The sequence below is a fragment of the Actinomadura sp. 9N407 genome, assembly GCF_044326315.1.
GTDB lineage: Bacteria > Actinomycetota > Actinomycetes > Streptosporangiales > Streptosporangiaceae > Spirillospora.
The window spans coordinates 187,900-214,166 of record NZ_JBIRAW010000012.1; the positions used below are offsets into that span (position 1 = coordinate 187,900).

The following is a 26,267-nucleotide window of genomic DNA, read 5'->3' on the forward strand; positions in this document are numbered from 1 at the left end:
TCCTTCGATCCACGTCACACGTCGACTCGCAAAGGGGTCATCAAAATGATCAAGTCATATCGCCGGCGCGGCGCGGCCACCATCGTGGCCGCCGTGGCGCTGATGTCGTCGGCCACCGCCCCGGTGGCCAACGCACTGGAGCCTCGGAGTCCTGCTCCGGCGCACCGGCCCGCCGGCACGTCCAACGCACTGGACCGCGCCCTGGACGCCGTTCATGCCGCCGGTATGCCCGGGGTGATGGCGTCCACCGGCAACGGCGAATGGACGTGGAACCGCGCCTCCGGGGTCGCCGACCTCCGCAGCGGCCGCCGGATGCGCCCCGACTACCCGCACCGGGTGGCCAGCGTGACCAAGACCTTCACCGCCACCGCCGCGCTGCAACTGGCTGCCAAGGGAAAGATCGACCTGGACGCACCGGTGGGCCGGTACCTGCCGACCGTGGTTCCCGGAGATCGAGGCCGGCGCATCACCGTACGGATGCTGCTCAACCACACCAGCGGCATCGCCGAGTACGGCTACCTCGCTGTGCCACCCGGCCCCGACGAGGACGAGGTACGACGCGCCAGGCTGGAAGCGCTCCGGTTCTCCCGGCTGCAACCCGAGGACTCGGCCAGGATCGGGCTGGCCAAGCCGCCCACCAGCCGGCCGGGGGAGCGTCAGGAGTACTCCGACACCAACTACATCCTGATCGGCATGATCATCAAAACGGTGACCGGACAGGACGCCGAACGCTACATCGCCGAGCACGTCATCCGGCCGGCCGGACTCAGGCACACGTTCTTCCTCGGCGATCGCGCTCACATCCCACGCGCGCACGCCAAGGCCTACACAGGAAGCGACGCCCAGCACATCACCGGGGAATACAGCGTCTTCCGGATGCGCTGGGACTCCACCGCCGGCGGCCTGCTCTCGACCCCGTCCGACCTGGCCATCTTCTTCCGCGCCCTGCTGAGCGGACGGTTGCTGCCACCGTCCCTGCTCGCCGAGATGAAAGAGATCGTTCCGCTGTCCTTCGAGCCCCCGCCCGGCATGACCATGCGCGGGTACGGCCTCGGCCTGATCAAGAACGAGATCCCCGGCTGCGGACGGTTCTGGGGCCACAACGGAGCCTTCGCCGGCACCCACACCGACGTGCTGGTCAGCGACGACGGCCGACGCCATTTCACCTATGTCCTCACCTTGAGCGGCTACCACCAAGTGGACTCGAACGGCAACGAAGTCCCGACACCGATCAGCCGGTCAATGAAGAACCTCCAAGACCAAGCCGTCCGCCAAGCGCTCTGCCCGCCCCGGTGACGACATGAGCGCTCCTTGAGCGTCGCCGCCTCGGCCCACGTTCGCCGGTCGGTGATGGTGGCCGACTCCCCGCCGGGTCCGGGACCGTTCTCCGCGAGGTGACGGATGGTCCGTTCCGCACGAGCCCCCTCAGGGGGTGTGTGAACATCGTGGATCATGACGGATGATGAAGTGGGCGAGCACCGGGTTCTCTACGTTGATCCAGACTGGCTGGACGATCCCGACGCCTATGACGGCCCTGAGGTCGACACTGATGACCAGCCCGACTTCGCCTCAGGCATTCACGCCATCGCGGCGACGTCGGATCTGCGCCGTTTCGCGCTGACCACCGAGTCCCAGGGCAACACCGAGAGCGGCCGGATGTGCCAGGCCGTCGGCTTTCAACGCGCGCCGCCCGCTGCGGTACGACGTCACCGCTCACGCAGCCCGCTCGCCCACCCATCGCGGTAGACCTGTCCCATGGACGTTGCAGCCCTCCAGCAGGCACTGGACGAGATCTTCGACGGTGCCGTCATCCGGCACGGCTTCGTGGATTACATGCGCGATTACGAGGTCATCGTCTACCTCGCGGCCGCCTTGTCCGCCGACAGCCCGTCGACCGAAGTGCGCTACCTGTTCCGCTACTGCGTCCAGGCGCACTGCGACACGTCCGTTCCCCCGGACATCTGGACCAGGTCTCTGGACGACCGCCTGACCGACTACGCGACCGGTGTCGACCTGGACGGCTTCGTCTGGGGAGTCAGGTGGCACGACCTTTACCCCGGAGCGACGATCGTCGCCCGCTCGCCCACGGCCGAGCGCTGGAGTTCCGCCCTGGGCATCGACTTCCACGAAGTCCACATCCAGACCAACGCTCACAACCTGACCCTTGTCTTCTCAGAACTGCACGTCGAACCCATCACACCAAGCCCAACCGTGCCCGGATGAGACGCTCGGCGGTGATGCGTGATGTACGGCGGCTGGTTGTGTCTCGGGTCAGGAACGCCGGCGCCTGCGTGCCCTGTTCCACGTGAATCGCACCATGGTCACTGCCAGTACGAAGAGTCCGACCTGAGCGAATTGTTGCCAGGGGGCCACGCGGATGGAGTATCCGAAGAAAAGTGCTGCGACGGCTAGACCCGTGAACACTGAGCCGACGATCAGGATCCCGAAGCAGTCGAAGAAGTGGTTCATATAGAGGCTCAGGGAGTCGGGGCGGCCTCGTTCCGGTGGCGAACGCAGCCTCGACACCGCCACGCCGACCATGATTACGCCGCAGAGCCCGAAGAGCGCCTGCACTGATACGGCCCACATGGCACCGCCCCTCCCCGTTCACCGACATTCTCGGTGCCCTTTGCCGGCAGGACAAGACGGTCGGCAGGGCGGGCAGGGCTGGTTATCGGGCTACGGCTTGTCGATAGGTCTCGTTGGTGCTGAGGAGGTTGCGGTGGGTGTCCTCCGTGGTGATGGCGCCGTCGTCCAGAACGAGGACCCGGTCGGCGGCGTCCAGCAGGGCCGGGCTGCTGGTGATCACGATGGTGGTACGGCCCCGGCGCAGTTCGGCGATGTTGCGGGCGATGAGCTGTTCGGTGACCGCGTCCACGGCGGTCGTCGGGTCGTGCAGGACGAGGACGTCGGTGTCGGCGGCCAGGGCTCGGGCCAGTGACAGCCGTTGGCGCTGGCCGCCGGAGAGGTTCGCGCCGCGGTCGCGGACGGCGTGGTCGAGACCGGCGCGGTGGAGGGCGACGACGTCGGTGAGCATGGACGCCGCGACGGCTTCGGGGATCATCCGGCTGGTGCCCGACGGGTCGATGTTCGTGCGGAGGGTGCCCGCGAAGATCTCGCCGTCGTACGGGTTGACCAGCATGTGCTCGCGGAGCGCCTCGATCGACAGGTCCGTCGCTCGTTGTCCGCTGATCCGCACCACGCCCTCGTACGCGTCGGGCGGGACGTTGGCGGCCAGGATCGATACGAGGTCGGCCGCCGTGCGGGGCTGGTAGGCGGCGATCGCGACGAATTCGCCGGCGGGCACATGGAACTTCAGTTTGTGCAGGGTTCCGTAGTCGACGCAGTCCAGTTCGATATCGCCGCCCGTTGCCGGGCGTTCCGGACCTGGGGTCTGCGCCGGTGGCGCGGCCAGGACCAGGGCCATTCGTTCGGCCGACGCGCGCGCGATCATCACGTACTTCGGCATCTCCGAGAACAGCTTGAGCGGTTCCATGATGAACTGCGCCAGGCCCACGGCCATGACGAGTTGTCCGATGGTGATCTGGCCCTGGAACGCGAGCCAGCCCGCGGTCAGGGTCACGGCGGTGGCGAGGGTCGCGTTGATGGCCAGGGCGGTGCCCGCGTACGCGCCGTTCACTCGGGCGACCGTGATGGCCTGGTGCTTCGCCTCTGTGCTGACCTCCCGGTAGGACCGGAACGCCGCGTGGTTGCCGCCGAAGCCGTGCAGGGGGCGGAGGCCGGTGATCAGGTCGGCGACCTTCGCGCCCGCTCGTGCCACACGGGCCTGCTGCTCGCGGGTGCTCGTGCCGATCCGCTTGGACATCACGCTGAGGATCGTCAGGATCGCGGCGGTTCCCAGGATCACCAGCAGGCCGAGGCGGATGCTGGCCATGCCCAGCGCGATGGTCGCGATCAGTACCGCGACCAGCGAGCTGACCAGCAGCGGTACGACCTCGATGATGTCGGCGGTCTGGTCGGCGTCCTCGGTGGCGATGGTCAGGACCTCGCCGGACTTGAGGTCGACGTCCCTGGCCACCGGCTGGAGCCCGCAGGCCGCGACCCGGACGCGCCAGCGGTGCGCCTCGGTCGTGTTGGCCTTCTGCAGGATGCGCATCCCGAACCGCCACGAGAACGAGACGGTCGTGATGATGACGGCGAGCGCGACGATCGCCAGGCCGAGCGAGTCGAGGCTCCGGTCCCGCATCGTGTGCTCGACGATCAGGCCGAGCGCGATGGGGAAGGCCGTCTCGCCCGCCTGGTACATGCCCATGAGGACGGTGCCCGACGTCATGGCGCCGACATTGCGGCGCAGTGTCGTCCAGAGGATCTCGGACCCCGTACGGGGCCGCTGCGTGTCAGGAGTCGTCATCGAGGGGTGCTGCCCTCTCGCCAGGCCTGCCACAGTCGGGCGTACCGGCCGTCCAGGGCCACCAACTCTTCGTGCGTTCCCTGCTCCACCATGCGTCCCGCGTCCAGTACGGCGATCCGGTCGGCCGTCATCGCCTGGCTGAGCCGGTGCGCCACGAACAGCGTGGTACGGCCCTGGCACGCGGCCAGTACGGCCCGTTCCAGTTCGGCTGCGCCCTGGCTGCCCGCTTCGGCGGTCGACTCGTCCAGCACCACCACTGGTGACCGGCCCAGTGCGAGGCGGGCGAGGGCGATCTGCGCGGCCTTGGTGCCGTCCAGGCGTTCGCCGCCCTCACCGACCATGGTGTCCAGCCCCTCGGGCAGCGCGTCGACCCAGTCGTCGGCACCGACCGTGCGGAGGGCGTCCATCAGCTCGGCGTCGGTCGCCGCCGGCGCGGCCAGCCGCAGGTCGGCGGCGAGCGGGCCGGAGAACACGTGCGTCTCCTGCGTCAGGATGCTGACCAGGGCCCGCGTCCCGGCCTCGTCCAGGCCGGCGAGGTCGGTGGACCCGATGCGCACCGTTCCGGACTGCGGCGTCCCGAGGCCCGCGATCAGCGCGGCCAGGGTCGTCTTGCCCGCACCCGTCGCCCCCACCAGCGCGAGCGAGCCGCCGGCCGGGATCGTCAGGTCGATGTCCCGGAGGACCGGTTGCTCGCTGTCGGGGTAGCCGAACGTCAGCCCCTCGACCGTCACCGGGTACGCCCCGGCGCCCGCCGGCGCGACGGCCGTGTCGCCCACCAGCCGGTCCTCCGCGGCCTCCCCCAGCACTCCGACCAGGCGGGTCAGGCTCGCGCCCGACTTCTGCGCCTCGTCGAAGGTGAACATGATGGAGCCGAGGGGGTTGAACAGCCGGTGGAACAGCAGCGGGGCCGCCGACACCTCGCCCAGGCTGGCGGCGTCGGCCTCCAGCAGGGCGTACCCCACCACGATGATCAGGACCAGCCCGATGAACTCGGCACGGTTCTCCCTGCCGACGAACCGGCCGAAGAACCGGAAGACCTCGATGCCGAGATCGCGTACCCGCCAGGACTCAGTGGTGACCTTGTCGCGGAAGGCGTCTTCAAGGCGGTACGCCCGGACCGTGTCGATCCCGTTCAGGCCGCTGATCAGTGCCTGCGCCCGGTCCGCTTGGACGGCCCGCTGCTTCTGGTAGAGCGGGGCGGACCGGGGGAGGTACCAGTGCAGGGCGAGCGCGTACGCGGGCAGGGCTCCGGCGCCCGCCAGGCCGAGCCGCCAGTCCAGGCCGAACATGCCGACGGTGGCGATGGCGACCAGGACGCCCGCCGAGAAGATCGTGGGGACGGCCGTCCGGATGCCCTTGGACAGCACGGCCACGTCGTCGCCGACCCTGGAGAGCACGTCTCCCCGGCCGACCTGCTCGATCCGTGCGCTCGGCATCCCCAGCACCGCCCGGACGGCGCTCTCCCGCAGCCGCGCGAGCAGGTCCGCGCCCAGCCGCCCGATCAGGTACGTCGACGCCGCGGTGGCCGCCGCGCCGAGCAGCGCGGCGGCCACCATCAGGGCGCCGATCGTGACCAGGAGCGACTGCGGTTCGCCCTCGACGACCCCGTCGACCACCCGGCCGAGCAGGAGCACCGGCAGCACCTGGAGCGCCGCCCCGGCCACCGTGGTGAGCACGCTCGCGGTCGCCAGCCAGGGCACTTGGCGGCAGTGCGCGGCGACCCATCGGGTGGCTTCCCGACCGGTCGCCGTGCGCAGGGTCGCCGGGGAGGCGCGCGTATCAGTGATGCTCACACCTAGCCGACCGACTTGACCATCTCGTCGATCGCGTACGGCAGGGACAGCAGGGTGCCCTGGGACATGGCCGCGCCGACCGCCGGGCCCTCACTGTCCAGCAGGTACGACACCTTGCCGCCCTTGACCGCGGCGAGGTTGGTGAAGAGCTCGAACTTCTTCAGCGCTTCCTGGTCCGCCTTGTCGTTGATGACGAAGATGCGGTCGACGTCGATGAGGTCGATGCGCTCGGGGGACAGCGTGGTGAAGAACTTGCCGCCGGCGATCTTGTCGATCTCGGTGGCGCCCTTGAAGCCGATGCCCGAGATCAGCCGTCCGCGCACGTCGGTGGTGGTGAACGGCGCGACCGAGTCCTTGTACCAGGACAGCGCGACGGCGGTCTGGTTCGCGAACTCCGGGTGCGCCTTGCGAGCGGCGTCGAGCTTGCCCTGGATGCCCTGCACCAGCTTGGTGCCCTCCGCCTCCTGGCCGAGCGCCTTGGCGATGTGCACCGCGTTGTCCTGCCACGGCGCGCTGAACGGCTCCTTCTCGGCCTTGGTACGGCCCACCGTCGGAGCGATCTTGGAGAGCTTGCCGTAGCCGGCCTGGTCGATCTCGGAGTAGACCGCGATGATCAGGTCCGGCCGCAGCGCGGCGATCTTCTCGTAGTTCGGGCCGGAGTCGCCGTTGTTCATCACGACCTCGGGACGGGTGGCGCCCCACTTGTCCTTCACCCAGGGCCACTGGGTGTTGATGTCGGGGGTCTTGCCGGGCGGGTTCGGGTACTGGTCGACCATGCCGACCGGCTTGATGCCGAACGCCAGGATGGCCTGGTCGTCGGTGTAGCCGACGGAGACGACCCGCTGGGGGGCCTTGGTGACCCGCGTGGACCCGAACGCGTGCTCCACGGTGACCGGGAACGCGCCGGCAGCGGCGGCCGGGGCGTCACCGCCCGGCTTGTCCGTCGAGTCGGAACCGCATCCCGCGAGGAGGCCGGCGCCGAGGGTCGCGGCGGATACGACGGCCGCCCACCGCCGCCAGGATTTCGTCAGAGTCGTTCGATGGAGGGGCAACAGAAATCCCTTGCTTTCACGGTATCCACTGCGGCCCCGGCTGGGGCAGGCAAAACTTTAGCATGCAAAGATAAGGTTAGCCTTACCTAAACTTGACCTTTTTCGGCCCGTCCCTTGCCGGGCGGCGCCTCGTCCGATTGGACGTGGGTCCGGCCGATCGGCACGATCAGCGGCCGGTCGCCCACCGGGTCGTCGATCACCTTGGCGCGCAGGCCGAACGCCTCGTACAGCAGCTCGGCGGTGACCACGTCGCGCGGATGCCCCTGAGCCAGGATCGCCCCCGCGCGCATCACGATGAGGTTGTCGCTGTAGCGCGTGGCCAGGTTGAGATCGTGCAGCACCATGACCACGGTGCGCCCCGACTCGTGCAGGTCGTCCACCAGGTCGAGCACGTCGATCGCATGCGCCAGGTCCAGGTAGGTGGTCGGCTCGTCCAGCAGCAGGAGGTCGGTGCCCTGGGCCAGGGTCATCGAGATCCAGACGCGCTGGCGCTGGCCGCCCGACAGCGAGTCGACCGGGCGGTCCGCCAGGTCGGAGACCCGGGTCATGGCCAGCGCGCGCTCCACGACATCGGCGTCGTCCGACGACCACTGCCGCATCCAGTTCTGGTGCGGATGGCGGCCCCTGGCGACCAGGTCGGCCACCGTCAGCCCCTCCGGCGCGACCGGTGCCTGCGGCAGCAGGCCGAGCTTCTTCGCCACGTCCCTGGTCCTGAGCTTGACGATGTCCTCACCGTCCAGGACGACCGTGCCCCTGGCCGGCTTGAGCAGCCGGGACAGGGTCCGCAGCAGGGTCGACTTCCCGCAGCCGTTGGGCCCGATGATCGTGGTGATCACTCTGGGCGGGATCGCCACATCGAGGTCGTCGATGACCGTCCGGTCGCCGTACCCGACCCTGACCCCTCTGGCCGCCAGCCGTACGGCGGTACCGGCCCCGGAATCGATCGCGATGCTGCGCTGCGCGGCCACAAGATCCACTGTACTTAGCCTTGCCTAACTTTTACAGAGCCATCCCTGGACATCCTTGCCAGATCTGACGGACTATCTGAGGTTCGCCCGTACCAGCAGGTAGACGAGGAAGGGGCCGCCGATCGCGGCGGTGACCACGCCGACCGGGAGAGTGACCGGCAGCGCCGTGCGCGCCACCAGGTCCGAGCCGTTCAGCAGCAGCGCGCCCACCAGACCGGAGGCGACCAGCGGCGGCGTCGGGAACCTCGCCAGCCGCATCGCCACCTGCGGCGCCACCAGCGCGACGAACGGGACCGGGCCGGCCGCGCTCACCGCCACACCGGCCAGCAGCACCGCGCACAGCAGCATGACCGCCCGCACCAGCGAGAACCGGACGCCCAGGCCCGCGGCGACCTCGTCGCCGAAGTGCATCGGCCTGAACTGGAACGCGACGCCCGCCACGACGGCCAGGAGGACGAGCGTGCAGCAGAGCGCGATCCAGACCTCGTCCCAGGTCCGGCCGTCCAGCGAGCCGATCAGCCACGCCTGGGCCCGGGCCACGTCCCGGATGTCGGCCGTGACCAGCAGCCAGTTCGTGATCGCATGCATCGCGGCGCTCACCGAGATGCCGATGAGGATGAGCCGGAAGCCGTCGATCCCGCGGCGCCACGCCAGGAAGTACACCAGCAGCCCCGTGCCGAGACCGCCCGCGAGCGCCGCCGCGGACAGACCCACCGTGCTGACGACCGCCGCGGCGGTGCCGCCCGACACCGTCACCAGGAACACCGCGACCGCGCTGGCGCCCCCGGTGATCCCGAGGATGTCCGGACTGGCCAGCGGGTTGCGCGCGATGGACTGCGTGATCGCCCCGGACACCCCCAGCGCGATCCCCACGATGAGCCCGGCCAGGGCGCGCGGCATCCGCAGATCCATGATCACGAACCGGTCCACCTGCTCGCCGCCGCCGAGGATCGTGGCGATCACCCGGGGCAGCGCGATGGGGAAGTCCCCGGCGCCGATGGACAGGCAGAACGTCAGGAAGGTCGCCGCCGCCAGCAGCAGTGTGACGAGGACGAGCCAGGGCCTCCACACGAACGACATGTGGCCGAGCCGTACGCCCGGCGGTACCGGACGCTTCACATCCGTCTCGTTCATGCGGCCTTGAACTTTCCGCGCCACACCAGAACCGCGAAGAACGGGGCGCCGAGAAGGGCGACGACGATGCCCGCGTCCAGCTCGCCGGGCCGTACGACCACGCGTCCCACGATGTCGCAGGCCAGGAGGACGACGGCGCCGAGCAGCCCCGCGTACGGAACCAGCCAGCGGTAGTCCGGGCCGGTCAGGTAGCGGGCCACATGGGCGACCATCAGCCCGAGAAAGGCGATGGGGCCGCACGCGGCCGTCGCCGCACCCGCCAGCAGGGTGATGGCGACGATGGCGACGGTCCGGCGCAGCGCGATGTTCACCCCGAGTGCGCGCGCCACGTCGTCACCCAGGTTCAGCAGGTTGAGAGCCGGCAGCGTGGACAGCGCCAGGACCAGGCCGACCGCGATGAACGCGGTCACCGGCCAGATGACGTCGAAGCGGACACCTGCCACCGAGCCCGCGTTCCAGAACCGCAGCGCGTTCAGCGACGCCTGGTCCGAGAGCGAGACCGCCGTGGTCATCGCGATCAGGAACACCGTGATCCCTTGACCGGCCAGCACGAGCGTCAGCGGGTTGCCGGCTCCCCGCCCGATGCTCGCCAGCCCGAACACGACGACACCCGCCACCGCCGCCCCCAGGAAGGCGAACCAGACGTACTGGAACGGGTCGGTGAACCCGAACAGGGCGATCGCCGACACCACGGCGAACGAGGCGCCGGAGTTCACTCCCAGCAGTCCCGTGTCGGCGATCGGGTTGCGCGTGCAGCCCTGGATCAGCGCCCCGCCGACCCCCAGGGCGATGCCCGCCACGATCGCGAGCACCGTACGGGGCACCCGCACGGTCTGCACGATGAGCCTGATCTCGGTGAGCCGCTGGTCGGGGCCCGGCGACGCGAACAGTCCGCGCCAGACCTCGCCGGGGCCCAGCGCCCGCGCGCCGACGGCCAGCGAGGCCGCTCCCGCGAGGACGAGCACGGCCACGAGCACGCCCAACCCCACGATCCGCCGCCGCCGGGCCGCCGCGACTCCGGACGCGGGCCGCGACTCCGTGAGCGTGCTCATCCACGTCCGTCAAGTCGGGCAAGCACCACGTTCCCCCGGAATCGCCGCCAAATAAGGGGAGCCTAACCTAAACGGCCCGGCAGCCGATCCGGCCGCCCCCTTGCGTTGACTCGTGGCGTGTTCGCCTCGCCGGGCGATGCCCGGGGCGACCACGCCACGAGTCAACGGGGAGCAGCGCTAGGTCGCCTGGTGAGCGATCTGGATGAGGTTGCCGCAGGTGTCGTCGAGCACGGCCGTGGTCACCGTGCCCATGTCGGCGGGCTCCTGGGTGAAGCGCACGCCGAGACCGCGCAGTCGCTCGTACTCGGCCTTGACGTCGTCGACGGCGAACGAGGTGAACGGGATGCCGTCGGCGACGAGCGCTTCCTTGAACGGCTTCGCCGCCGGGTGCCCGCTGGGCTCGAGCAGCAACTCGACGCCGTCCGGGTCCTGCGGGGACACCACGGTCAGCCAGCGGTCCTCGCCGCCCATCGGGACGTCGTGCTTCTTCACGAACCCCAGCACGTCGGTGTAGAACCGCAGCGCCTTCTCCTGGTCGTCGACGAGCACGCTCGTCAGGTTGATCCTCATGTCGATCCCCCTTCCGCGCCCGCGCTGCCGTCAGGGCGGGCGCCGACGCCTGTGTCGGTCGTGTCGGTCGTGGTGGGCTTGCCGGTCCTGGCGAGCCACCGCTCGATGATCGGTTCGAGCGGTCCGGTGTTGATGTGGTGGAACTTGTACCGGCCCTCGCGCCTGGTCTCGACCAGGCCGGCGGCCTCGAGCACGTCGAGGTGCTGCGAGATCGCCTGCCGCGACGAGCCCAGCTGGTGCTTACCCGTCAGGCGGGAACAGATCTCGAAGAGCGTCTGACCGTCGCGGTCGGTCAATTCGTCGAGGATGGTGCGCCGCGTCGGGTCGGCCAGGGCTTTGAAGACGTCTCCCACGAGTGGAGACGTTACGCAAGTCTGTGCTTGCCTGTCAAGATAAGTCGAGGTACGGGACGGCCGGCGCCCGCGACGGGGCGGGCGCCGGCCGGCTGCCGTGCGTTCCGGTCACGGGGCACCGGGGGCTCCATTCCGGGGCGGCGGCGGCGGGGGCTCGGCGCCGACGAACAGCAGCACCTGGCCTTTCGCCAACGGCGTCGCGTCCCGTACGTACCAGGTGGGCTGGACCTGGTCAGCCGGGATGTCCGTGCTCTGGTTCGCGTCCTCGTAGCGGAACTCGGGCACCGTCACCTTCCGCTTCTCCAGCGCGGCCAGGACGTCGCTCACGCGGTGGCCACGGAAGGTCATTCCGTGCATGATCTCGCCCGGTGCCGTCACCGGCGCGGTGCTGGTGTACCGCTCGCCCGGGCGGGCGGCCCGGCCGAAGGCGATCATGGTGCGGCCCTCGTAGGTGGTCCGGACCCGCACGCCGACCGGGCAGGCGTCGCCTCCGCCGCCGGTCTCGCACTCGCCCTTGGCGGTGATCGTCGTGATGTCGCCTTCGGCGGAGTCCCCTTCCGTTTCCATCATCACCACGGTGCCGACGATGGAGGGGGAGGCCGGCACGAACGTGAGCTCGACGTTGAGCCCGTGGGCGGCGAACTCCGCCTTGTACCGTTCGGGATCGGCCAGCGGGTCCCGGACCCGCACGTTGATGAAGTCGCCCTGGCGCTTGAACGTCAGTGCCGAGGCCAGCCTGATGTTCGGGCTCCGCGTCGGCTCGGCGGTGCTCGGCGCCGGACGGAGGCCGGGCCGGTCCTCCTGGGCGACCACCGCCACCGTCACGGCGGCGCAGGTCACTCCAGCGGCGGCCAGCGGAAGGCCGATGACCACGCGCAGCGAGCGCCTGGGCTCCTCGGCGGAACGGACGAAATCGGTGGCGGTGATGCGGTCGGCCAGATCGGCGGCCAGCGTGGTCCGGCGCCGCTCTCCGCGGTGGTGGTTGGCCAGCACGCGCCGCGCCACCCCGTACAGCCACAGCCGCGCCTGCCCGTCCGGCGGGACGTCGTCCAGCCGCCGCCAGGCCGTCAGGAACGTCTCCGCCAGGACGTCCGCCGCGTCCTGCGGGTCGGCGGTACGGCGCAGCGCGTACCCGAGGATCCGGGCCCGGTTGGACGCATAGATGTCCTCGAACCGGGCCCGTCTGTCATCGGGCGGGTGGGGATCCTCCACAGGGGATGGCACGACCTCTCCTCTCGTCGCACGCCTCGGAGAGGCGAAGGGACCAGACGAAGGAACATGTCCGCACATCGCCGAGCATTTCACCCGGTCGCCTCGCGGCACCGAGAAGGAGGCCGAGGCCTGCTCGTGGTCAGGCCGGCTGAACGCCCGGGCGGCGGTCCTCCACGACATAGGAGGCGCGCGTCGTCACGGGTGCGCCCGGCTTCTGCACGTACGGCAGGACGCGGAAGTCGCTCTGCCAGCGCTCGCGGTCGACGTTGACCCGCACGTAGCCGCGCTGCGCGTTGAAGAACTTCATGTGCGGGTTGGCCGCCAGGAGGGTCTTCCCCTCGTTCGTCATGTCCGCCCCGTCACCGCTGCTGCTGACCGAGGTGCCGACGAACTCGCTGGCGACCGTGGGCGAGTCCGGGTCGTTGAAGTCCCGCTTGAGGTCGCAGGCGTAGTTCTGGTGGCGGTCGCCGGTGATGGCCACCAGGTTGCGTACCCCGCGGTCGTGCGCGGCGCCGAGTACCGCCGCCCTGTCCGCGGCGTAGCCGTCCCACGGGTCCATCCACAGCTGCTTGCCGGGCTCCAGGCTCCAGTCGCCCTCGGCCATCGGGGCCTGGTTGCCCAGGATGTGCCAGCGCGAGCCGGACCTGCTGAAGCCGTCCAGCAGCCAGTCGCGCTGGCGGTCGCCCAGCAGGGTCCGGTCCGGGTCGAGCCGCTCGTCACAGCCGGCGACCGGCCCGAGCACACCGCAGGCCTGGGTGTCCCGGTAGCTCTTGGTGTCGATCATGGTGAGGGTCGCCAGCTTCCCGTACGACAGGCGCCGGTGCAGCCGGATGTCCGGGCCGTCCGGCATCTGGGCCCGCCGTAGCGGCAGGTTCTCGTAGAAGGCCTGGAACGCGGCGGTCTTGCGGGCGGCGAACGCCTCCGGTGACGGGTTGGGGTGGCGGCCGAGGATGACCGTGTCGCCCGCCCAGTCGTTGACCACCTCGTGGTCGTCCAGTGTCACGATCCACGGGAACCGGGCGTGCGCCTTCTGCAGCGGTGCCTCGGACTTGTAGAGCGAGTACTGGAGCCGGTACCGGGCCAGGTCGAAGGCCTCGGTACCGAACTGCGCCGGCACCTGCACCCCGCGCCGGTTGGAGTTGGTGATCTCGTACTCGTAGATGTAGTCCCCGAGGTGGACGACCATCTCGATGTCCTCGTCGGCGATGTGGTCGAACGCGGTGAAGTACCCGTCCTGCCACGCCTGGCAGGAGGCGAAGGCGAAGCTGAGGCTGCGGGGGTTGGACGTCCGCGGCGGCAGCGTCCTGGTACGGCCGGTCGGGGAGACCTGGCCGCCGGCGCGGAACCGGTAGAAGTACTCGCGGCCGGGCTGGAGCCCCTGGATCTCCGGGTGCACCGAGTGCCCGAGCTCGGGCGTCGCTACCGCCGCCCCGCTGCGCACCACGTGCCGGAAGCGCTCGTCGCGGGCCACCTCGTACTCCACCTTGACCGGCCGGTGCGGCATGCCCGCCTTGCCGTCGGGCGCGAAGGGATCGGGCGCCAGCCGCGTCCACAGCACGACGCCGTCCGGCAGCGGATCGCCCGAGGCGACCCCGAGCCTGAACAGGTCGCGGCTCTCCGCGAAGGCGCGGGCGCCGGACGCGCCCCAGGCGCCGGTACCGACCACCATCGCGGTGGCCGTCGCCCCGCCGAAGCCGAGGAACCCGCGCCGGGACATCCGCGACGCACCAACTGGACCCATGGGGCCTCCTGACCTTGATCGACCGGCCGCCAGCAAACCATCACGGAGGAGTCGCCGTCGATAAGCAGAGCGTGATCATCACACATCTGTTTGTGATCTGCACAGAGGAAGACGTTATAAAAGTCATGATCTTCCCATCGATGCGGCACGACCCACATGCGCCGTCACAGCCGGTCGCCTTCACGATCGGTACGGGGAGGCGGGCTGAGCCGACCGGTGCGTTCAGGGGTGGGCGAGGTTGCGTTCGATCGCCTGGCGGGCCAGTTCCAGGACGGCGGCGCGGCCGGGAGGCGGCGGTGCCGGCGCGCGGGCGGGGGTGCTGATCGCGGGTGCGTCGGGGGCCTGGGCGGCCGCGGCGTCGATCAGTGCGGCCGGAGCTCCGTCGCCGAGTCGGCGAAGGAGGTCGGCGAGGTTGCGCAGGGTGGCCCACAGGTGGGTCCAGTTGCCGCTGCGGGCGAAGTAGTCGATGACGTCGCGGTAGCCGCCCAGCGCCTCGTGGACGCGGCCCGCGGTGGCGCGGACGGACAGGAGCCCGACGGTGGCGACGCCGACGAGGAAGGTCGCGCCCGAGTCGCGGGCCAGGTCGATGGCGCGGAGGTAGTGGCGCTCGGCGGCGTCGCCGTGGCCCGCCAGGTTCTCGATCTCACCGGCGACGTAGGCGCCCCACGAGTGCATCGTGGGCGACACCGCGCCGGTGAGGCCCTGGTCGTTCAGGGTCCGCGCGGCGTCCAGGTCGCCCGCGTAGGCCGTCGCGAGGGCGGCGATGCCGAGGTTCTCCCGGTGTGGGCCGGTGAGGACGGCGGCGGTCAGGGAGTGCTCGACCACCTCGCCGTAGGCGCCGCGGGCGAGGGCGGCCACCGACAGCACCATGAGGCAGGACGATGATCCGTCCTTGTCGGTCGCCATCGCCAGTCCGGTACGGGCGAGCCGGTCGGCTTGGCGGTGGTCGCCGCGGTGGTACGCGGCCTCCGCCGCGGTTCCGAGCACGGCGGCGGCACGAGGGTGGCCGGCGAGCGCCGGGTCGCCGGCCAGTTCTTCCGCCCAGTCCCGCAGCTCGATCAGGTCGCGGTAGGCGACCGCCTGGTAGAGCGCGATGACCATCGCCGCGGCGTCGTCCAGGGACTCCTGGCCGCGCGCCGACCGCCAGGCGGCGCGCAGGTTCGGCAGCTCGCGGCGCAGGACGGCGTCGGCCTCGGGCTCGCGCTCGGTGGTCATGGTGGCGCCGATCCATCCGGTCAGCTCGACCGCCCAGGCGAGCAGGTGCCGGGCGGAGGCCTTCTCCTCGCCGGCGGCCGCGAGCCGATCCAAAGCGAAAGCCCGCAGCGTCGCCAGCATGCGGTACCGGGCGGCTCCCTCGAACGAGGCGTCGATCATGGACGCGTCGACCAGGCGGGCCAGCACGCTGCCGGGATCGCTCTCCAGGCCCAGGCCGGCGGCGAGCCGTTCGGCGGTGTCGAGGTCGACCCCGTCCGGGAAGACCGACAGGTGCCGGAACAGCCGCCGCTCGTCCTCGGTGAGGAGCCGGTACGACCATTCGATGGTCGCGCGCAGGGTCCGGTGCCGGGAATCGGCGCTGGGCCTGCCATCGCCGAGCAGGTCGAGAGAGCGGTCGAGGCGGTCGCGCAGGTCGGCGATGGAGAACGTGGACAGCCGGCCGGCCGCGAGTTCGATGGCCAGCGGCATCCCGTCGAGGCGCCGCACGATGTCGGCGACCGTACGCGGGTCCGCCGGCGAGCCGGGGCGTACGCGGCGGGCCCGGTCGAGGAAGAGCGCCACGGACGGAGCCTGCGAGGGGTCCTGATCGGGACGGGGCAGCGGGAGCGGTGCCAGCCGTGAGACGTGTTCGGCGGCCAAGCCGAGGGGTTCGCGGCTGGTGGCCAGCAGGGAGATGCCGGGACAGGCGGAGAGGATGACGTCCACGGCGTCCCGGACGCCGTCGAGCAGGTGCTCGCAGTTGTCGATCAGGAGGAGTCCGGGGCGGTCGCCGAGAACGGCGACGCAGGCGGAGAGGACGTCGCCCTGGTCCACCCTGAGGTTGAGAGCGGCCGCGAGCGCGTGCGGGATGGCGGCGGGATCGGTGACCGGTGCGAGCAGCAGCACCGTCGCCGTATCGCTCTGCCGCGCGATCTCGACGGCGACCCTGGTCTTGCCGACGCCGCCGGGGCCGACGATCGTGACCAGGCGTTCGGCCGCCAGCAGCCGGTGCTGGGCCGCGACCTGCGACTCGCGGCCGATCAGCCGGGTCGCCGGGCGGGCGGGCTCCTCGGTACGGGGCGGCGCCGGCCCGCTGAGGATGTCACGCTCGGTCTCGTTCAGCGCGGGAGAGGGATCCAGGCCGGTCTCGTCGGCCAGCCGGCGCCGATGGTCGCGTCCGACGCGCAGCGCCTCGGGTGCTTGGCCGGTCGCCGCCAGCGCCCGCATGTGCAGGAGGATCGCGGGCTCCCGCAGCGGGTCGGCGGCCGATGACGCGGCGGCCAGGCCCAGGATCGCGCCGGCCTGTCCTGCGGCGACGGCGGCGCTGATCAGCGCGTCGGTCACCTCGCGGCGCAGGTGCGCGTAGTCCTCGATCGCGGCGGCGATGGGCGCGATCTCGGTGAGGTCGGCGAGAACCGGCCCTCGCCATAACCCGTGCGCCTCCTGTAGGAGGGGAAACGCGTCGGCGGGTCGGTGCCGTGCGGTGGCGAGCAACGCTCGCGCCTGGGCCACGTCCAGTTCGTCGCGTTCGAGTGCGAGCCGGTAGCCGTCGTGGCGCGTCTCGAGGCGGGCCGCCGCCGGACCGAAGTGCCCGCGCAGCCGGGACACGTGATTGTGCAGGGCCTGGCGTCCCGATTCGGGCACTTCCGACGGCCACAGCGCGTCCACGAGGCGGTCGGCCGTCACGGTCCGGCCTTCGGCGAGTGCGAGCAGGGCGAGCACCGCGCGCCGCTTCGGGCCCGGTACGTCCACTGGGGCGCCGTCGATGAGAAGCCGTAACGGCCCGAGAACCTCCAGCCGAACCGGTGGCGTCACGTGCTCGACTGCCATGGCACCCCCAGGTGCGACCGTCCGCGACAAGGGTCGGGCTCGGCCTGTTAGCACGAAGATAGCCCGTGCGAGGGGCGTGACAGGGCGCGCGCCGACCCTTCTGTTGTGACCGGCATGGGCCGGTCCGGCAGGAAGGGGACCACAGATGGACCACGAAAAGGTGAACGCGTTCATGGGCCAGGTCACGCTCGATCTGGGGGCGACCGACGCCGCCGGCTCGGTCGTGATCGGCCACCGGCTGGGGCTCTACCGCTCGCTGGCGACGGGGCCCGCGACGCCCGCGGAGTTCGCCGAACGCACCGGATGCCACCAGCGGTACCTCACCGAGTGGCTGCGCGGGCAGGCCGCCGGCGGGTACGTCACCTACGAGCCGGAGAGCGGGCGGTTCTCGCTGACGGAGGAGCAGGCGTTCTGCCTGGCCGACCCGAACGGCCCCAACGTCCCGGCGGCGTTCCTCACCACGCTCGGCGCGCTGCGGGCCGAGCCGAGGATCACCGAGGCGTTCCGTACCGGTGCCGGCGTCGGCTGGCACGAGCACCACGAGGACGTCTTCGTCGGGTGCGACGCGTTCTTCCGGCCCGGCTACGCGGCCGAGCTGGTGCCGACCTGGATCCCGGCGCTGGAGGGTGTCGACGCGAAGCTGGCCGCCGGGGCCCGGGTCGCCGACATCGGCTGCGGGCTGGGGTCGTCGTCGACGCTCATCGCCGAGGCGTACCCGAACACCACGGTCACCGGCTCCGACTACCACGACGACTCGATCGCGCTCGCGCGCAAGCGGGCCGCCGAGGCCGGGCTCACCGACCGGGTCGGCTTCGAGGTGGCCACCGCGCAGACCTTCTCCGGGACGGGCTACGACCTGGTGACGATGTTCGACTGCCTGCACGACATGGGCGACCCGCTCGCGGCCGCCCGGCGGGTACGGGAGGCGCTGGCCCCGGACGGGACGTGGCTGCTGGTGGAGCCGTTCGCCTCCGACAAGGTCGAGGAGAACCTCAACCCGGTGGGGCGGCTGTACTACAGCGCCTCCACGCTCCTCTGCGTGCCCAACGCCCTCTCCCAGCCGGGCGGCCACGCGCTGGGGGCGCAGGCCGGTGCGGCGGCGGTCCGCGAGGTGGTCACGCAGGCGGGCTTCACCCGGTTCCGACGGGCCGCGCAGACCCCGTTCAACGCGGTCTACGAGATCCGGCCGTAAGGCGGCGGGCGGCGGTCGCGGCCTGCCCGTGACCGCCGCCCGGCACGTCCCGCCGCTCCTTTGGGACTTTCTTGGTCAACCGGCCACGTGATCGTTTACTCCGGCGGCCCTAGCGTGGCAGCAGGCCCGAGGGGAGGTGGACGCATGCCCGAGGTGACGTCGTACGCGCCGGGATCGCCCAGTCTGATGGAACTCAGCAGTCCCGACGTCGAGGCGTCGAAGGTCTTCTACCGCGGGCTGTTCGGCTGGGAGTTCTACACCGTCGCCGATCCGCGGCTGGGCGAGTTCATCATGTTCACGCTGGGCGGGACGGCGGGTCCCGAGACGGCGGGGCTGGCGGCACTGGCCGACGACACGATGCCGCCCACGTGGACGTGCTACTTCACCGTCACCGACATCGCGTCGGCGGTCGCGGCGGTCCGCGAGGCGGGCGGGACGGTGTTCGCCGACGGGACCGATGTCGCCCATCTGGGACGGATGGCGCTCGTCGCCGACTCGCAGGGGGCGGGGTTCGGGCTCTGGCAGCAGTACACCTTCCCCGGCGCGGCGCTGGTCGACGAGCCGGGCGCGATGTCCTGGGCCGAGCTGACCTGCCCGGACATCGAGGCGGCCGCCGCCTTCTACAGTCATGTGCTCGGCTGGGAGGGTCTGGAGGACCTCCGCGGCGTGGAGGGCCGGACCTACCTCGGCTGGCGGATCGGCGGCCGGCCCGTCGCCGGTGTGGTGCCGCCGGAAAGGCGCCTGCTGAAGCCCGGCACGGCGCACTGGATGCCGTTCTTCGGCGTCACCGACTGCGACGCCTCGGCCAACGAAGCCGAACGGCTGGGCGCCAACGTGCTGCTGAAATGCGCCGATACGCCGCACGGCCGGTTCGCGATGATCTGCGATCCGACCTCGGCGCTGCTGGCCGTCCTGCACCCGGCGCGCCCGCTGGTCGGCTGAGGTCCGCTCGGGCGTTCGGCGGTCCGGCGGTCCGGGCCGTTCGGCGGTTCGAGCGTTCGGGCATTCGACTGCGTCGCCGCTAACCCGACCCGTCGAAGAGGCTGCCGGGGCGCTCGCCGCGAGTGGTGGGGGCGGGGGGCGGGGGCTCGGCCTGGTAGGACCGGCGGCGGTTCTTCGTGAGGTCCTCTTCGGGCGGGTTGACCGCGATGATGAGCAGCAGCAGCAGCGCGACCAGGCTGATCCCGACGATCAGCGGCCCGATCAGCTCGGCCACCTGGGCACCGCCGACGGCGGCCACCGCCGGGTCCGGGTGCACGTGGACGGCGAACATCCCGGTGTAGTGCATCCCGGTCACCGCCACGCCCATGATCGCCGAGGCGGCCGTGATCGCCAGGAGCCCGCGCGCGTGGACCGCGAACCAGAGCGCGGCGGTCGCCGCGGCCAGGGCGATCGCCACCGACGCGGTGACGGTCAGCGGCGCGTAGTCGATATGTCCGGGCATGTTCATCGCGGACATGCCGAGATAGTGCATGGCGGCGACGCCGGCCCCGGTGAGCAGCCCGCCGCCCAGCAGCGCGCTCAGCCGGAATCCGCCGTACGCCACGATGAACAGGCCCGTTCCGACGACCACGACCGAGACCAGGGCGCTGAGCAGGGTGAGCGGGACGTCGTAGCGGATCTGCATCCCGCTGACCCGGAACCCCAGCATGGCGATGAAGTGCATCACCCAGATCCCGGTGCCGCCGATCGCCAGTGCGGCCACCGCCAGCCACTTGGCCCGCGAGCGCCCCTCGGCCTCCCTGGCCCGGGTCATGCACAGCAGCCCGAGCAGGGAGCCCATGCAGGACATCACGTAGGCGAGGACCGGTGTCAGCGCCCCGTACGAGAAATGATCGACGTGCCCCACGTTCGCTGTCCCCCACCATGGATCGCCTCGCCGCAGACCGACGGCATGAAACACCACATCTGACTACAGCGGTGACCCCTGGTGCATCCGTTTCGCCCGCTTCTGGCCAGACAAATCAGTACAAGGTGGTTTGGAGTCTCCCATGGTGCGTCACCAGTTGGATAGGACCGAAGTCTGCACGCCCAGCGCCAGTACTGCCTGGGCCGCCAGCCACTTGCGGGCGGGTGGATCGTGCTGGGCCGCGGTCAGGACGATCCAGGCCGCGTAGGGCACCCAAATGCGTTCCACCTCGCCTCTGGTCACGCCTGATACGTCCAGTGCGAAGACTCCCACGAGGGCGGCTCCTACCAGCCAGGCCAGGGGACGGCGGTCGGAAAGGACCGCCGGGAGAGCGTGCGCTGTGGCGGGGCCTGTGAGCAGGCCGAGTACGGCGATGTTGGCGACGACGAAGTAGGCGTAGGAGCGCTGTGCCGAACCACGGCTGACGAGATAGGTCTCTTGGGTGGCCGCCACACCGTCGAACCACCAGAAGCCGCCCAGTGTGAAGGCCATGGGGACGATGGCGGCGCAGCAGAGCAGGACCATCAGCACCCTGCGGCTTGGACGGAGCAGGATGACGACCGCCAAGGGGACCGCGAAGAGCGGCAGCAGGCCGTAGCTGAGATACGGCAGTGTGCCCAGCAGCAGCCCGCCTCCGGCCGCCGCCAGAAGCCCGGAGCGCTTGGCGGCGATGGCGACGAGAGCGGTCGCCCACGCGCCGACGCCGAGGAAGAAGGCGTCCATGGACGTGGCGATCCACAGCGTGAGCGGGGCCAGGACGAGGAACGGCAGGGCCCGGCGGGCGGTGGCCTCGCCGGCGACGCACCGGACGGTGAGCGCGATCGCGACCACCGACGAGGTCCCGGCGGCGATGATCAGCGCGGCGGACCAGCCCGTACCGCGCAGGCCGGTCTCCTCCAGCGCCCAGAGAACGAGCGTCGGCAGGGGCGGGTGGCCTCGTATGTGGGTGGTGTAGCCGCCGAGCTTCTCGGTGAACGTCCGGAGCCAGCCGTGGGGGTCGGCCCGTACGGCGTCCAGTCCGGCCGGGTATTCGGTCGGCGCGTCCAGGGGGCGGTGTAGCGAGTCCAGGCCATCGCTCAAGGCGAGCGCGACCGTCCACAACGCGGCTGCGGCCCAGGAGACCGGTAGCAAGAACCGCCAGGGCAGACGCTGGGCCAGTGGCGGCAGTACGGCCACCGCCAGAGCCGCGACACAGGCGGCGGGGAGGATCTGCCAGGTGAGCAGCCGGAAACGGGCGTGGAGTGGGGGGAGTTCGTCTTCGGTGGCGAGACCGGCTTGGCGGAGCACGTAGCCGATGAGGAACACGGCTGTGATGAGGAGTGCCCATGTGGCGACGGCGATCCGACCGCTGCGCCTACTTGCCGCCATCTGGGCGCTTTCCAAGACTCCTACGAAGCTTCCCAAGGCGAAACCAACGGCGGTGGAGGACGGCGGCCACTGCGATGAGGACGAGAACGAGAAGGAGGTTCCGTCCGTATGGGAGGGGCAGCAGGGACGCGTTGTCGGCACGTCTGCCTAGCCCGAGGGCAAGGGGGAGCGCCACCAGTGTCACCACTCCGCCGACCATCAGTGCAGCCTGTACGCGGCGCCGGTACGAGAGGGGCAGCCGTGTGGTGAGGGCGCCGATGAGCAGGACGCAGGGAACGAGCACAGCGTCGTGGACGACCGCCGCTCCCCCGAACCAGAGGGCCCAGCCGGCCGGATTGGAATCGGTCGCCGTGAGAATGCCCCACAGGCCGATGGCGATGAGCACGCCACCGGCCGTGTAGGCGGTGATGCGCGCTTTCATGCGACCACCACCCTGTGGACCCATTTCGTTTGGTCCACTCCAGGACGGTTGGGCGCGATGAGGCGGCACGGGTATCCGTGGTCGATGTCCAGCGGCGACCCGTTCAGGCCGAGGGCGAGCAGCGTCAGCGGGTCGTGCCAGTGGGGAGGGACCACCCAGGACGTTCGGTAGAGGCCGCCGGCCTCCATGGACTCGACCCGTACGCGGGAGTCTTCGGCGGCGCCTGCCATCCGGAGGACGTCGCGCAGGCGTACTCCTTCCCAGGTGGCGCTAGCGCTCCAGCCCTCGACGCAGGCGATGGGAAGGCGCACAGCGTGGGAGGAGAGTGCGTGTAGGTCGGCCAAGGACAACGACAACTCGCGGTCGACTCGACCCAGGACGTGTAGGCGCCATGACGAATCGGCTCGTGTGACACCTGCGGCGTACGCGGACTTGTTGACCGGCAATCCTTGTGGCCCGACCCCGGGTCGTCGTGGCGCAAGCACCGCGAGCTTGGCCAGAGGGGAGAACGCTTCGCCGACCGTGGTGAGCGCTACCGCTCCCCCTGCGGCGGCGACGGTCAGCAGGAATCCGCGACGCCCGATGCCGTCTTCCGGGCGGGTCATGACCGTACGGCGGACCTTGGCCCATTCGTTGGCCACATGGATGACGAGTGCGCCGATGAGGATGTACGACGTCCAGTAGTGGGCCGTCGGGAAGAAGAAAGGGAACGGGTAGTAGTACGCGATGTTGAACAGCCCGGTGACGAGCTGGAACAGGGACGCCCCGACGAGAACGAAAAGCAGTACCCGTTCCACCGCATGGCCTACGGAACGTACGGGCGGCCACTGCAGCAGCTTGGGATAGACCGTCCACAGCTTGGCCAGCAGCAAGGGGATGGTGGCCAGCCCGCCGATGACGTGCAGTCCCTGAGTGAACCGGTAGAGGTTGACCGGACGGGACGGCCAGACCATCCAGCTCGGGGGATGCTGCATGAAGTGACTGATGAGACCGGTCACGAACGCCGTACCGAACGAGACGCCCAGCCCTATCCCGAGCCAGGCCGCCACACGCTCGTCGTGCAGGCGACTCGTGAAACGTCCGTTCAGGCGACGCGTGAAACGTACGGGCGACTGCTTCAGTGACACGCGTTTCAGTGGTATAGGGCGACGAACCATCGGTCCGCCTCCTCCCAGATCTCGGTCACCGTCGCCCCGCAGCCGGTGGCGAGCACCGCCATGTCGTCGGCCGACACCCAGGCCCAGGGGAACCACTCGCCGACGGCCTGTCCGGTACGGAGCCGTACGCGTTCCGCGTGCGAGCGCGTGCCCGGCCCCATCACCTCCACCAGGACCCGGCCACCGGGTGCCAGCAGGTCGAACGCGCGGCGGAGCAGCGCGGCAGGGTCGCCGCCGATGCCGATGTTGCCGTCGGCCAGCAGGACCGTGGTCCAGATCCCGGCGCCGGGCACCCGGTCGAACACGTCCCGGCGCAGCGCGGGCCCGCCTGCGGCCACTGTGAGCGCCACCGCGTACGGGGCGATGTCGATGCCGAGGGCCAAGAGTCCGCGTTCGGTCAGCGCCACGGTGAGCCGCCCGGGGCCCGATCCCACGTCCAGGGTGGGGCCGTCGCAGCGGTCGAGCAGGGCGGAGTCCCCGGGCCGTAGCGCCATCCACTCCTCGACGGGGAGCGGACGGCGATGGCCCGTACCGTCCTCCACCTCGACCAGGTCGCCGTCGCGGCCTTCGAGGGCACGCTCGTAAAGCTCGCCGATCACGACGTCCCCACCCGTACGCGCCCCGTTACCTTCCGGGGGGCGTGGGGGGTCGTCCCCCCACAAAGACAAGCTTCGACCGCTGCGGCGAAGCGGCCGTGCGGTGCCAGTGCGGCGACCTGGGCGGCGTCGGCGGCGGTGTCCACGTCGGTGAGCGTCGGCAGCAGCGCCACGTCCAGCCCGGCGGCGCGCAGCCGGTCGAGCTGGATCCGCCCGGTGTCGGGACGCGACATCGGGACGCCGCGCAGCAGCCGGGCATCGGGACGGGCCAGCCCGAGCAGCCAGAAACCGCCGTCGGCCGCCGGGCCGAAGACCGCGCCGGCGGTTCGCAGCGCGTCGCGGGCCTGCTCCAGGAGTGCGGGCGTGACCTGCGGAGTGTCCATTCCGATCAGCACGATCGGGTGCCCGGCGTACGCGTCGTCGAAGGCGTGCGCGAGCCGTTCGTCGAGCCCGCCGCCGCGCTGCGGGATCACGCGCACGCCCGGCGGCAGCCACGGACCCGGACGCCCCCGCAGGGCCAGGGTCCGGGCTCCGGCCGGGGTCGCGGCGACGGTGGCCAGCGTGTCGGCGAGCGCCGCCTCCGCAAGCCGGGCCGCCTCCTCGGCCGTGTAGCCGGGCATCAGCCGGGTCTTCACCCGCCCCGGGACCGGCTCCTTGGCGATCACGAGCAGATCGGCCCTCACCTGGCCACCTCGGTCAGCACGCGGCGCATGTCCCGTACGGCCCGGACCGTCCCGCCGACCGTTCCGGTGACCTTGGAACGGCCCCGGCGCGGACGGTACGTGACGTCCAGTTCGGTGATCCGCCAGCCCGCCTCGGCGGCCTTCAGCACCATCTCCAGCGGGTAGCCGAAGCGGCGATCGGACAACTTCAGTGCGAGCAGGTCGGTCCGGTGTGCCGCGCGCATGGGGCCGAGGTCGTGCAGGACGGTGTCGGCACGCCGGTTGAGAGAACGCGCCAGTACGGAGTTTCCAAGACGTGCGTGTAGGGGCCAGGCACCACGACCGGACGGGCGACGCCGTCCGAGCACCAGCGCCGGCCCTTCCCCTAGGGCCGCCAGTGCGTCGACCATGCGAGGCAGTTCGCCTGGGTCCAGGGACGCGTCGGCGTCCATCACGCACACCACGTCCGAGGCCGCCGCCAGCAGTCCGGCATGGCACGCGGCTCCGAAACCGCGCTGCGAAGCCTCGACGACATGCGCGCCATGGCGGGAGGCGATGGCCGCCGAGTCATCGGTGGAGGCGTTGTCGACCACGATGGGACGGAACCCCTCGGGCATACGCGTCAACACCCAGGGCAGGGCCTCAGCCTCATTGAGGCAGGGCAGGATCACATCAACCATTGGGCCCCGCCCCTACGGTCGCGTTGGCGAACCCAGCCATCCCTTCGGCGAACGGCACCTCGGCCACGTAACCGAGTTCCCGTCGTGCCCGTTCAGGGCTCGCCACGATGTGCCGTACGTCGCCCAGCCGGTAGCCGCCGGTCACTTGGGGAGCGGGCCCGCCATAGACATCGGCCAACGCCTCCGCCATGTCGGCAATGGAACGAGGCTCCCCGCTAGCGATGTTGTACGCACGAAGCCCCGTGCCCGAGCCCGCGATCCGTTCAAGAGCCAGAACGTTGGCTCGTGCCACGTCCCGCACATGGACGAAGTCACGCCGCTGCCGCCCGTCCTCGTACACCAGTGGGGCCTCTCCACGCTCCAGTCGCGACCGGAAGAGTGCGGCCACTCCCGCATAGGGCGTGTCCAGCGGCATTCGCGGCCCGTAGACGTTGTGGTAGCGCAATGCCGCGACCGTGCCTCCGGTCATGCGCGCCCACGAGGCGGCGATGTGTTCCTGCGCCAGCTTGGTGTCGGCGTAGACGTTCCGTGGGTCGAGAGCCGTTTCCTCTCGTACGACCCCAGGCGCCATGGGCTTCCCGCACTCAGGGCATTGGGGCTCGAACCGTCCCGCCAGCAGTTCACCCTCCGTACGGGGGCCTGGCCGTACGTCCCCATGGCGTCGGCACGAGTACGCGCCCTCGCCGTACACGACCATCGAGGAAGCCAGCACGAGCCGGTCCACCCTGGCCCGCGCCATCTCGGCCAGCAGTACCGCAGTGCCCTGAACGTTCACGCCCGTATAGGCGGGCAGGTCGAAGACGTCCACACCGAGACCGACCATCGCGGCCTGGTGGCAGACCGCGTCCACGCCGCGCAGGCGGCGGGCCACGGCGTCCGGGTCCCGGACGTCTCCGGCGTCCGCGCCCGGCCGCAGATCGAGCCCGCGCACCTCGTGCCCCGAAGCCGTCAAGGCCTCGGCGATGTGCGAACCGATGAATCCGGCCGAGCCGGTGAGCAGCACTCGCATGC

At 70.7% G+C, this 26,267-nt stretch carries 24 protein-coding genes; 5 read left to right on the forward strand and 19 right to left on the reverse strand.

The annotated features are described in order from the left end of the window. Nucleotides 1–45: 45 nt before the first annotated feature. From ACH34Q_RS21105 to ACH34Q_RS21115, 3 genes are all read left to right on the forward strand, one after another. Complete coding sequence (locus tag ACH34Q_RS21105; protein ID WP_395984704.1) at nucleotides 46–1,296, forward strand: serine hydrolase domain-containing protein; 1,251 nt, start codon at nucleotides 46–48, stop codon at nucleotides 1,294–1,296. 156 nt (nucleotides 1,297–1,452) lie between these two features. Further along, complete coding sequence (locus ACH34Q_RS21110) at nucleotides 1,453–1,746, forward strand: hypothetical protein (protein WP_395984705.1); 294 nt, start codon at nucleotides 1,453–1,455, stop codon at nucleotides 1,744–1,746. A 9-nt stretch (nucleotides 1,747–1,755) separates the two neighbouring features. Beyond that, nucleotides 1,756–2,223 carry a hypothetical protein gene (locus tag ACH34Q_RS21115; protein ID WP_395984706.1) on the forward strand — a complete coding sequence of 156 codons (468 nt, stop codon included), beginning with the start codon at nucleotides 1,756–1,758 and terminating at the stop codon, nucleotides 2,221–2,223. 448 nt (nucleotides 2,224–2,671) lie between these two features. Here ACH34Q_RS21115 and ACH34Q_RS21120 read toward each other — a convergent pair whose 3' ends face one another. The 11 genes from ACH34Q_RS21120 to ACH34Q_RS21170 form a co-directional block, all read right to left on the reverse strand. Further along, nucleotides 2,672–4,372: an ABC transporter ATP-binding protein gene (locus ACH34Q_RS21120; protein ID WP_395984707.1), complete on the reverse strand. Its 1,701-nt coding sequence runs from the start codon at nucleotides 4,370–4,372 to the stop codon at nucleotides 2,672–2,674. Beyond that, a complete protein-coding gene (locus ACH34Q_RS21125; RefSeq protein ID WP_395984708.1) occupies nucleotides 4,369–6,165 on the reverse strand; it encodes an ABC transporter ATP-binding protein in 1,797 nt (598 codons plus the stop codon). Before ACH34Q_RS21125 ends, ACH34Q_RS21120 begins: the two co-directional genes overlap by 4 nt. Nucleotides 6,166–6,167: 2 nt before the next feature. Further along, nucleotides 6,168–7,217, reverse strand: coding sequence for an iron-siderophore ABC transporter substrate-binding protein (locus ACH34Q_RS21130; protein WP_395984709.1), 1,050 nt, complete (start codon nucleotides 7,215–7,217; stop codon nucleotides 6,168–6,170). A gap of 86 nt (nucleotides 7,218–7,303) precedes the next feature. Then, nucleotides 7,304–8,185 (reverse strand): ABC transporter ATP-binding protein, encoded by an 882-nt coding sequence (locus ACH34Q_RS21135; RefSeq protein ID WP_395984710.1) that lies wholly within the window; start codon nucleotides 8,183–8,185, stop codon nucleotides 7,304–7,306. A gap of 72 nt (nucleotides 8,186–8,257) precedes the next feature. Further along, complete coding sequence (locus ACH34Q_RS21140; RefSeq protein ID WP_395984711.1) at nucleotides 8,258–9,319, reverse strand: FecCD family ABC transporter permease; 1,062 nt, start codon at nucleotides 9,317–9,319, stop codon at nucleotides 8,258–8,260. Beyond that, nucleotides 9,316–10,371 carry a FecCD family ABC transporter permease gene (locus tag ACH34Q_RS21145; RefSeq protein WP_395984712.1) on the reverse strand — a complete coding sequence of 352 codons (1,056 nt, stop codon included), beginning with the start codon at nucleotides 10,369–10,371 and terminating at the stop codon, nucleotides 9,316–9,318. The genes ACH34Q_RS21140 and ACH34Q_RS21145 overlap by 4 nt, the downstream gene beginning before the upstream one ends. Nucleotides 10,372–10,548: 177 nt before the next feature. Beyond that, the gene (locus ACH34Q_RS21150) at nucleotides 10,549–10,941 is read right to left on the reverse strand and encodes a VOC family protein (protein ID WP_395984713.1); all 393 of its coding nucleotides are present in this window, start codon (nucleotides 10,939–10,941) and stop codon (nucleotides 10,549–10,551) included. Beyond that, nucleotides 10,938–11,294: an ArsR/SmtB family transcription factor gene (locus tag ACH34Q_RS21155; RefSeq protein WP_395984714.1), complete on the reverse strand. Its 357-nt coding sequence runs from the start codon at nucleotides 11,292–11,294 to the stop codon at nucleotides 10,938–10,940. Before ACH34Q_RS21155 ends, ACH34Q_RS21150 begins: the two co-directional genes overlap by 4 nt. A 108-nt stretch (nucleotides 11,295–11,402) precedes the next feature. Further along, nucleotides 11,403–12,518: an RNA polymerase sigma factor gene (locus ACH34Q_RS21160; protein WP_395984715.1), complete on the reverse strand. Its 1,116-nt coding sequence runs from the start codon at nucleotides 12,516–12,518 to the stop codon at nucleotides 11,403–11,405. 127 nt (nucleotides 12,519–12,645) lie between these two features. Further along, the gene (locus ACH34Q_RS21165; RefSeq protein ID WP_395984716.1) at nucleotides 12,646–14,247 is read right to left on the reverse strand and encodes an alkaline phosphatase D family protein; all 1,602 of its coding nucleotides are present in this window, start codon (nucleotides 14,245–14,247) and stop codon (nucleotides 12,646–12,648) included. Between the two features lie 222 nt (nucleotides 14,248–14,469). Then, the gene (locus ACH34Q_RS21170) at nucleotides 14,470–17,271 is read right to left on the reverse strand and encodes a BTAD domain-containing putative transcriptional regulator (RefSeq protein ID WP_395984717.1); all 2,802 of its coding nucleotides are present in this window, start codon (nucleotides 17,269–17,271) and stop codon (nucleotides 14,470–14,472) included. Between the two features lie 145 nt (nucleotides 17,272–17,416). Here ACH34Q_RS21170 and ACH34Q_RS21175 point away from each other — a divergent pair, with 145 nt between their 5' ends. Both ACH34Q_RS21175 and ACH34Q_RS21180 read left to right on the forward strand, forming a co-directional pair. Further along, nucleotides 17,417–18,463, forward strand: coding sequence for a class I SAM-dependent methyltransferase (locus ACH34Q_RS21175; protein WP_395984718.1), 1,047 nt, complete (start codon nucleotides 17,417–17,419; stop codon nucleotides 18,461–18,463). A gap of 144 nt (nucleotides 18,464–18,607) precedes the next feature. Next, nucleotides 18,608–19,405, forward strand: a complete 798-nt coding sequence (locus ACH34Q_RS21180; RefSeq protein ID WP_395984719.1) for a VOC family protein — start codon at nucleotides 18,608–18,610, stop codon at nucleotides 19,403–19,405. Between the two features lie 79 nt (nucleotides 19,406–19,484). Here ACH34Q_RS21180 and ACH34Q_RS21185 read toward each other — a convergent pair whose 3' ends face one another. The 8 genes from ACH34Q_RS21185 to ACH34Q_RS21220 form a co-directional block, all read right to left on the reverse strand. Next, nucleotides 19,485–20,312 carry an MHYT domain-containing protein gene (locus tag ACH34Q_RS21185; RefSeq protein WP_395984720.1) on the reverse strand — a complete coding sequence of 276 codons (828 nt, stop codon included), beginning with the start codon at nucleotides 20,310–20,312 and terminating at the stop codon, nucleotides 19,485–19,487. 150 nt (nucleotides 20,313–20,462) lie between these two features. After that, nucleotides 20,463–21,740, reverse strand: a complete 1,278-nt coding sequence (locus ACH34Q_RS21190; protein ID WP_395984721.1) for a hypothetical protein — start codon at nucleotides 21,738–21,740, stop codon at nucleotides 20,463–20,465. Next, complete coding sequence (locus ACH34Q_RS21195) at nucleotides 21,727–22,161, reverse strand: hypothetical protein (RefSeq protein ID WP_395984722.1); 435 nt, start codon at nucleotides 22,159–22,161, stop codon at nucleotides 21,727–21,729. Before ACH34Q_RS21195 ends, ACH34Q_RS21190 begins: the two co-directional genes overlap by 14 nt. Beyond that, a complete protein-coding gene (locus tag ACH34Q_RS21200) occupies nucleotides 22,158–23,210 on the reverse strand; it encodes a molybdopterin-dependent oxidoreductase (protein WP_395984723.1) in 1,053 nt (350 codons plus the stop codon). The genes ACH34Q_RS21195 and ACH34Q_RS21200 overlap by 4 nt, the downstream gene beginning before the upstream one ends. 83 nt (nucleotides 23,211–23,293) lie before the next feature. Further along, nucleotides 23,294–23,917: a methyltransferase domain-containing protein gene (locus ACH34Q_RS21205; RefSeq protein WP_395984724.1), complete on the reverse strand. Its 624-nt coding sequence runs from the start codon at nucleotides 23,915–23,917 to the stop codon at nucleotides 23,294–23,296. Further along, on the reverse strand, nucleotides 23,914–24,597 hold the full coding sequence (locus ACH34Q_RS21210) for a TIGR04282 family arsenosugar biosynthesis glycosyltransferase (RefSeq protein ID WP_395984725.1): 684 nt from the start codon (nucleotides 24,595–24,597) through the stop codon (nucleotides 23,914–23,916). The genes ACH34Q_RS21205 and ACH34Q_RS21210 overlap by 4 nt, the downstream gene beginning before the upstream one ends. After that, the gene (locus tag ACH34Q_RS21215) at nucleotides 24,594–25,256 is read right to left on the reverse strand and encodes a glycosyltransferase family 2 protein (RefSeq protein WP_395984726.1); all 663 of its coding nucleotides are present in this window, start codon (nucleotides 25,254–25,256) and stop codon (nucleotides 24,594–24,596) included. The genes ACH34Q_RS21210 and ACH34Q_RS21215 overlap by 4 nt, the downstream gene beginning before the upstream one ends. Continuing rightward, complete coding sequence (locus ACH34Q_RS21220; protein ID WP_395984727.1) at nucleotides 25,249–26,265, reverse strand: NAD-dependent epimerase/dehydratase family protein; 1,017 nt, start codon at nucleotides 26,263–26,265, stop codon at nucleotides 25,249–25,251. The genes ACH34Q_RS21215 and ACH34Q_RS21220 overlap by 8 nt, the downstream gene beginning before the upstream one ends. Between the last annotated feature and the right edge of the window lie 2 nt (nucleotides 26,266–26,267).

Bases quoted from the DNA above. Each gene is read 5' to 3' on its own strand.
- ACH34Q_RS21190 (WP_395984721.1), bottom strand. From the start codon at position 21,740: ATGGCGGCAAGTAGGCGCAGCGGTCGGATCGCCGTCGCCACATGGGCA.
- ACH34Q_RS21180 (WP_395984719.1), top strand. From the start codon at position 18,608: ATGCCCGAGGTGACGTCGTACGCGCCGGGATCGCCCAGTCTGATGGAA.
- ACH34Q_RS21105 (WP_395984704.1), top strand. From the start codon at position 46: ATGATCAAGTCATATCGCCGGCGCGGCGCGGCCACCATCGTGGCCGCC.
- ACH34Q_RS21150 (WP_395984713.1), bottom strand. From the start codon at position 10,941: ATGAGGATCAACCTGACGAGCGTGCTCGTCGACGACCAGGAGAAGGCG.
- ACH34Q_RS21140 (WP_395984711.1), bottom strand. From the start codon at position 9,319: ATGAACGAGACGGATGTGAAGCGTCCGGTACCGCCGGGCGTACGGCTC.
- ACH34Q_RS21195 (WP_395984722.1), bottom strand. From the start codon at position 22,161: ATGAAAGCGCGCATCACCGCCTACACGGCCGGTGGCGTGCTCATCGCC.
- ACH34Q_RS21120 (WP_395984707.1), bottom strand. From the start codon at position 4,372: ATGACGACTCCTGACACGCAGCGGCCCCGTACGGGGTCCGAGATCCTC.
- ACH34Q_RS21215 (WP_395984726.1), bottom strand. From the start codon at position 25,256: ATGGTTGATGTGATCCTGCCCTGCCTCAATGAGGCTGAGGCCCTGCCC.
- ACH34Q_RS21145 (WP_395984712.1), bottom strand. From the start codon at position 10,371: ATGAGCACGCTCACGGAGTCGCGGCCCGCGTCCGGAGTCGCGGCGGCC.
- ACH34Q_RS21115 (WP_395984706.1), top strand. From the start codon at position 1,756: ATGGACGTTGCAGCCCTCCAGCAGGCACTGGACGAGATCTTCGACGGT.
- ACH34Q_RS21175 (WP_395984718.1), top strand. From the start codon at position 17,417: ATGGACCACGAAAAGGTGAACGCGTTCATGGGCCAGGTCACGCTCGAT.
- ACH34Q_RS21220 (WP_395984727.1), bottom strand. From the start codon at position 26,265: ATGCGAGTGCTGCTCACCGGCTCGGCCGGATTCATCGGTTCGCACATC.
- ACH34Q_RS21165 (WP_395984716.1), bottom strand. From the start codon at position 14,247: ATGGGTCCAGTTGGTGCGTCGCGGATGTCCCGGCGCGGGTTCCTCGGC.
- ACH34Q_RS21110 (WP_395984705.1), top strand. From the start codon at position 1,453: ATGACGGATGATGAAGTGGGCGAGCACCGGGTTCTCTACGTTGATCCA.
- ACH34Q_RS21170 (WP_395984717.1), bottom strand. From the start codon at position 17,271: ATGGCAGTCGAGCACGTGACGCCACCGGTTCGGCTGGAGGTTCTCGGG.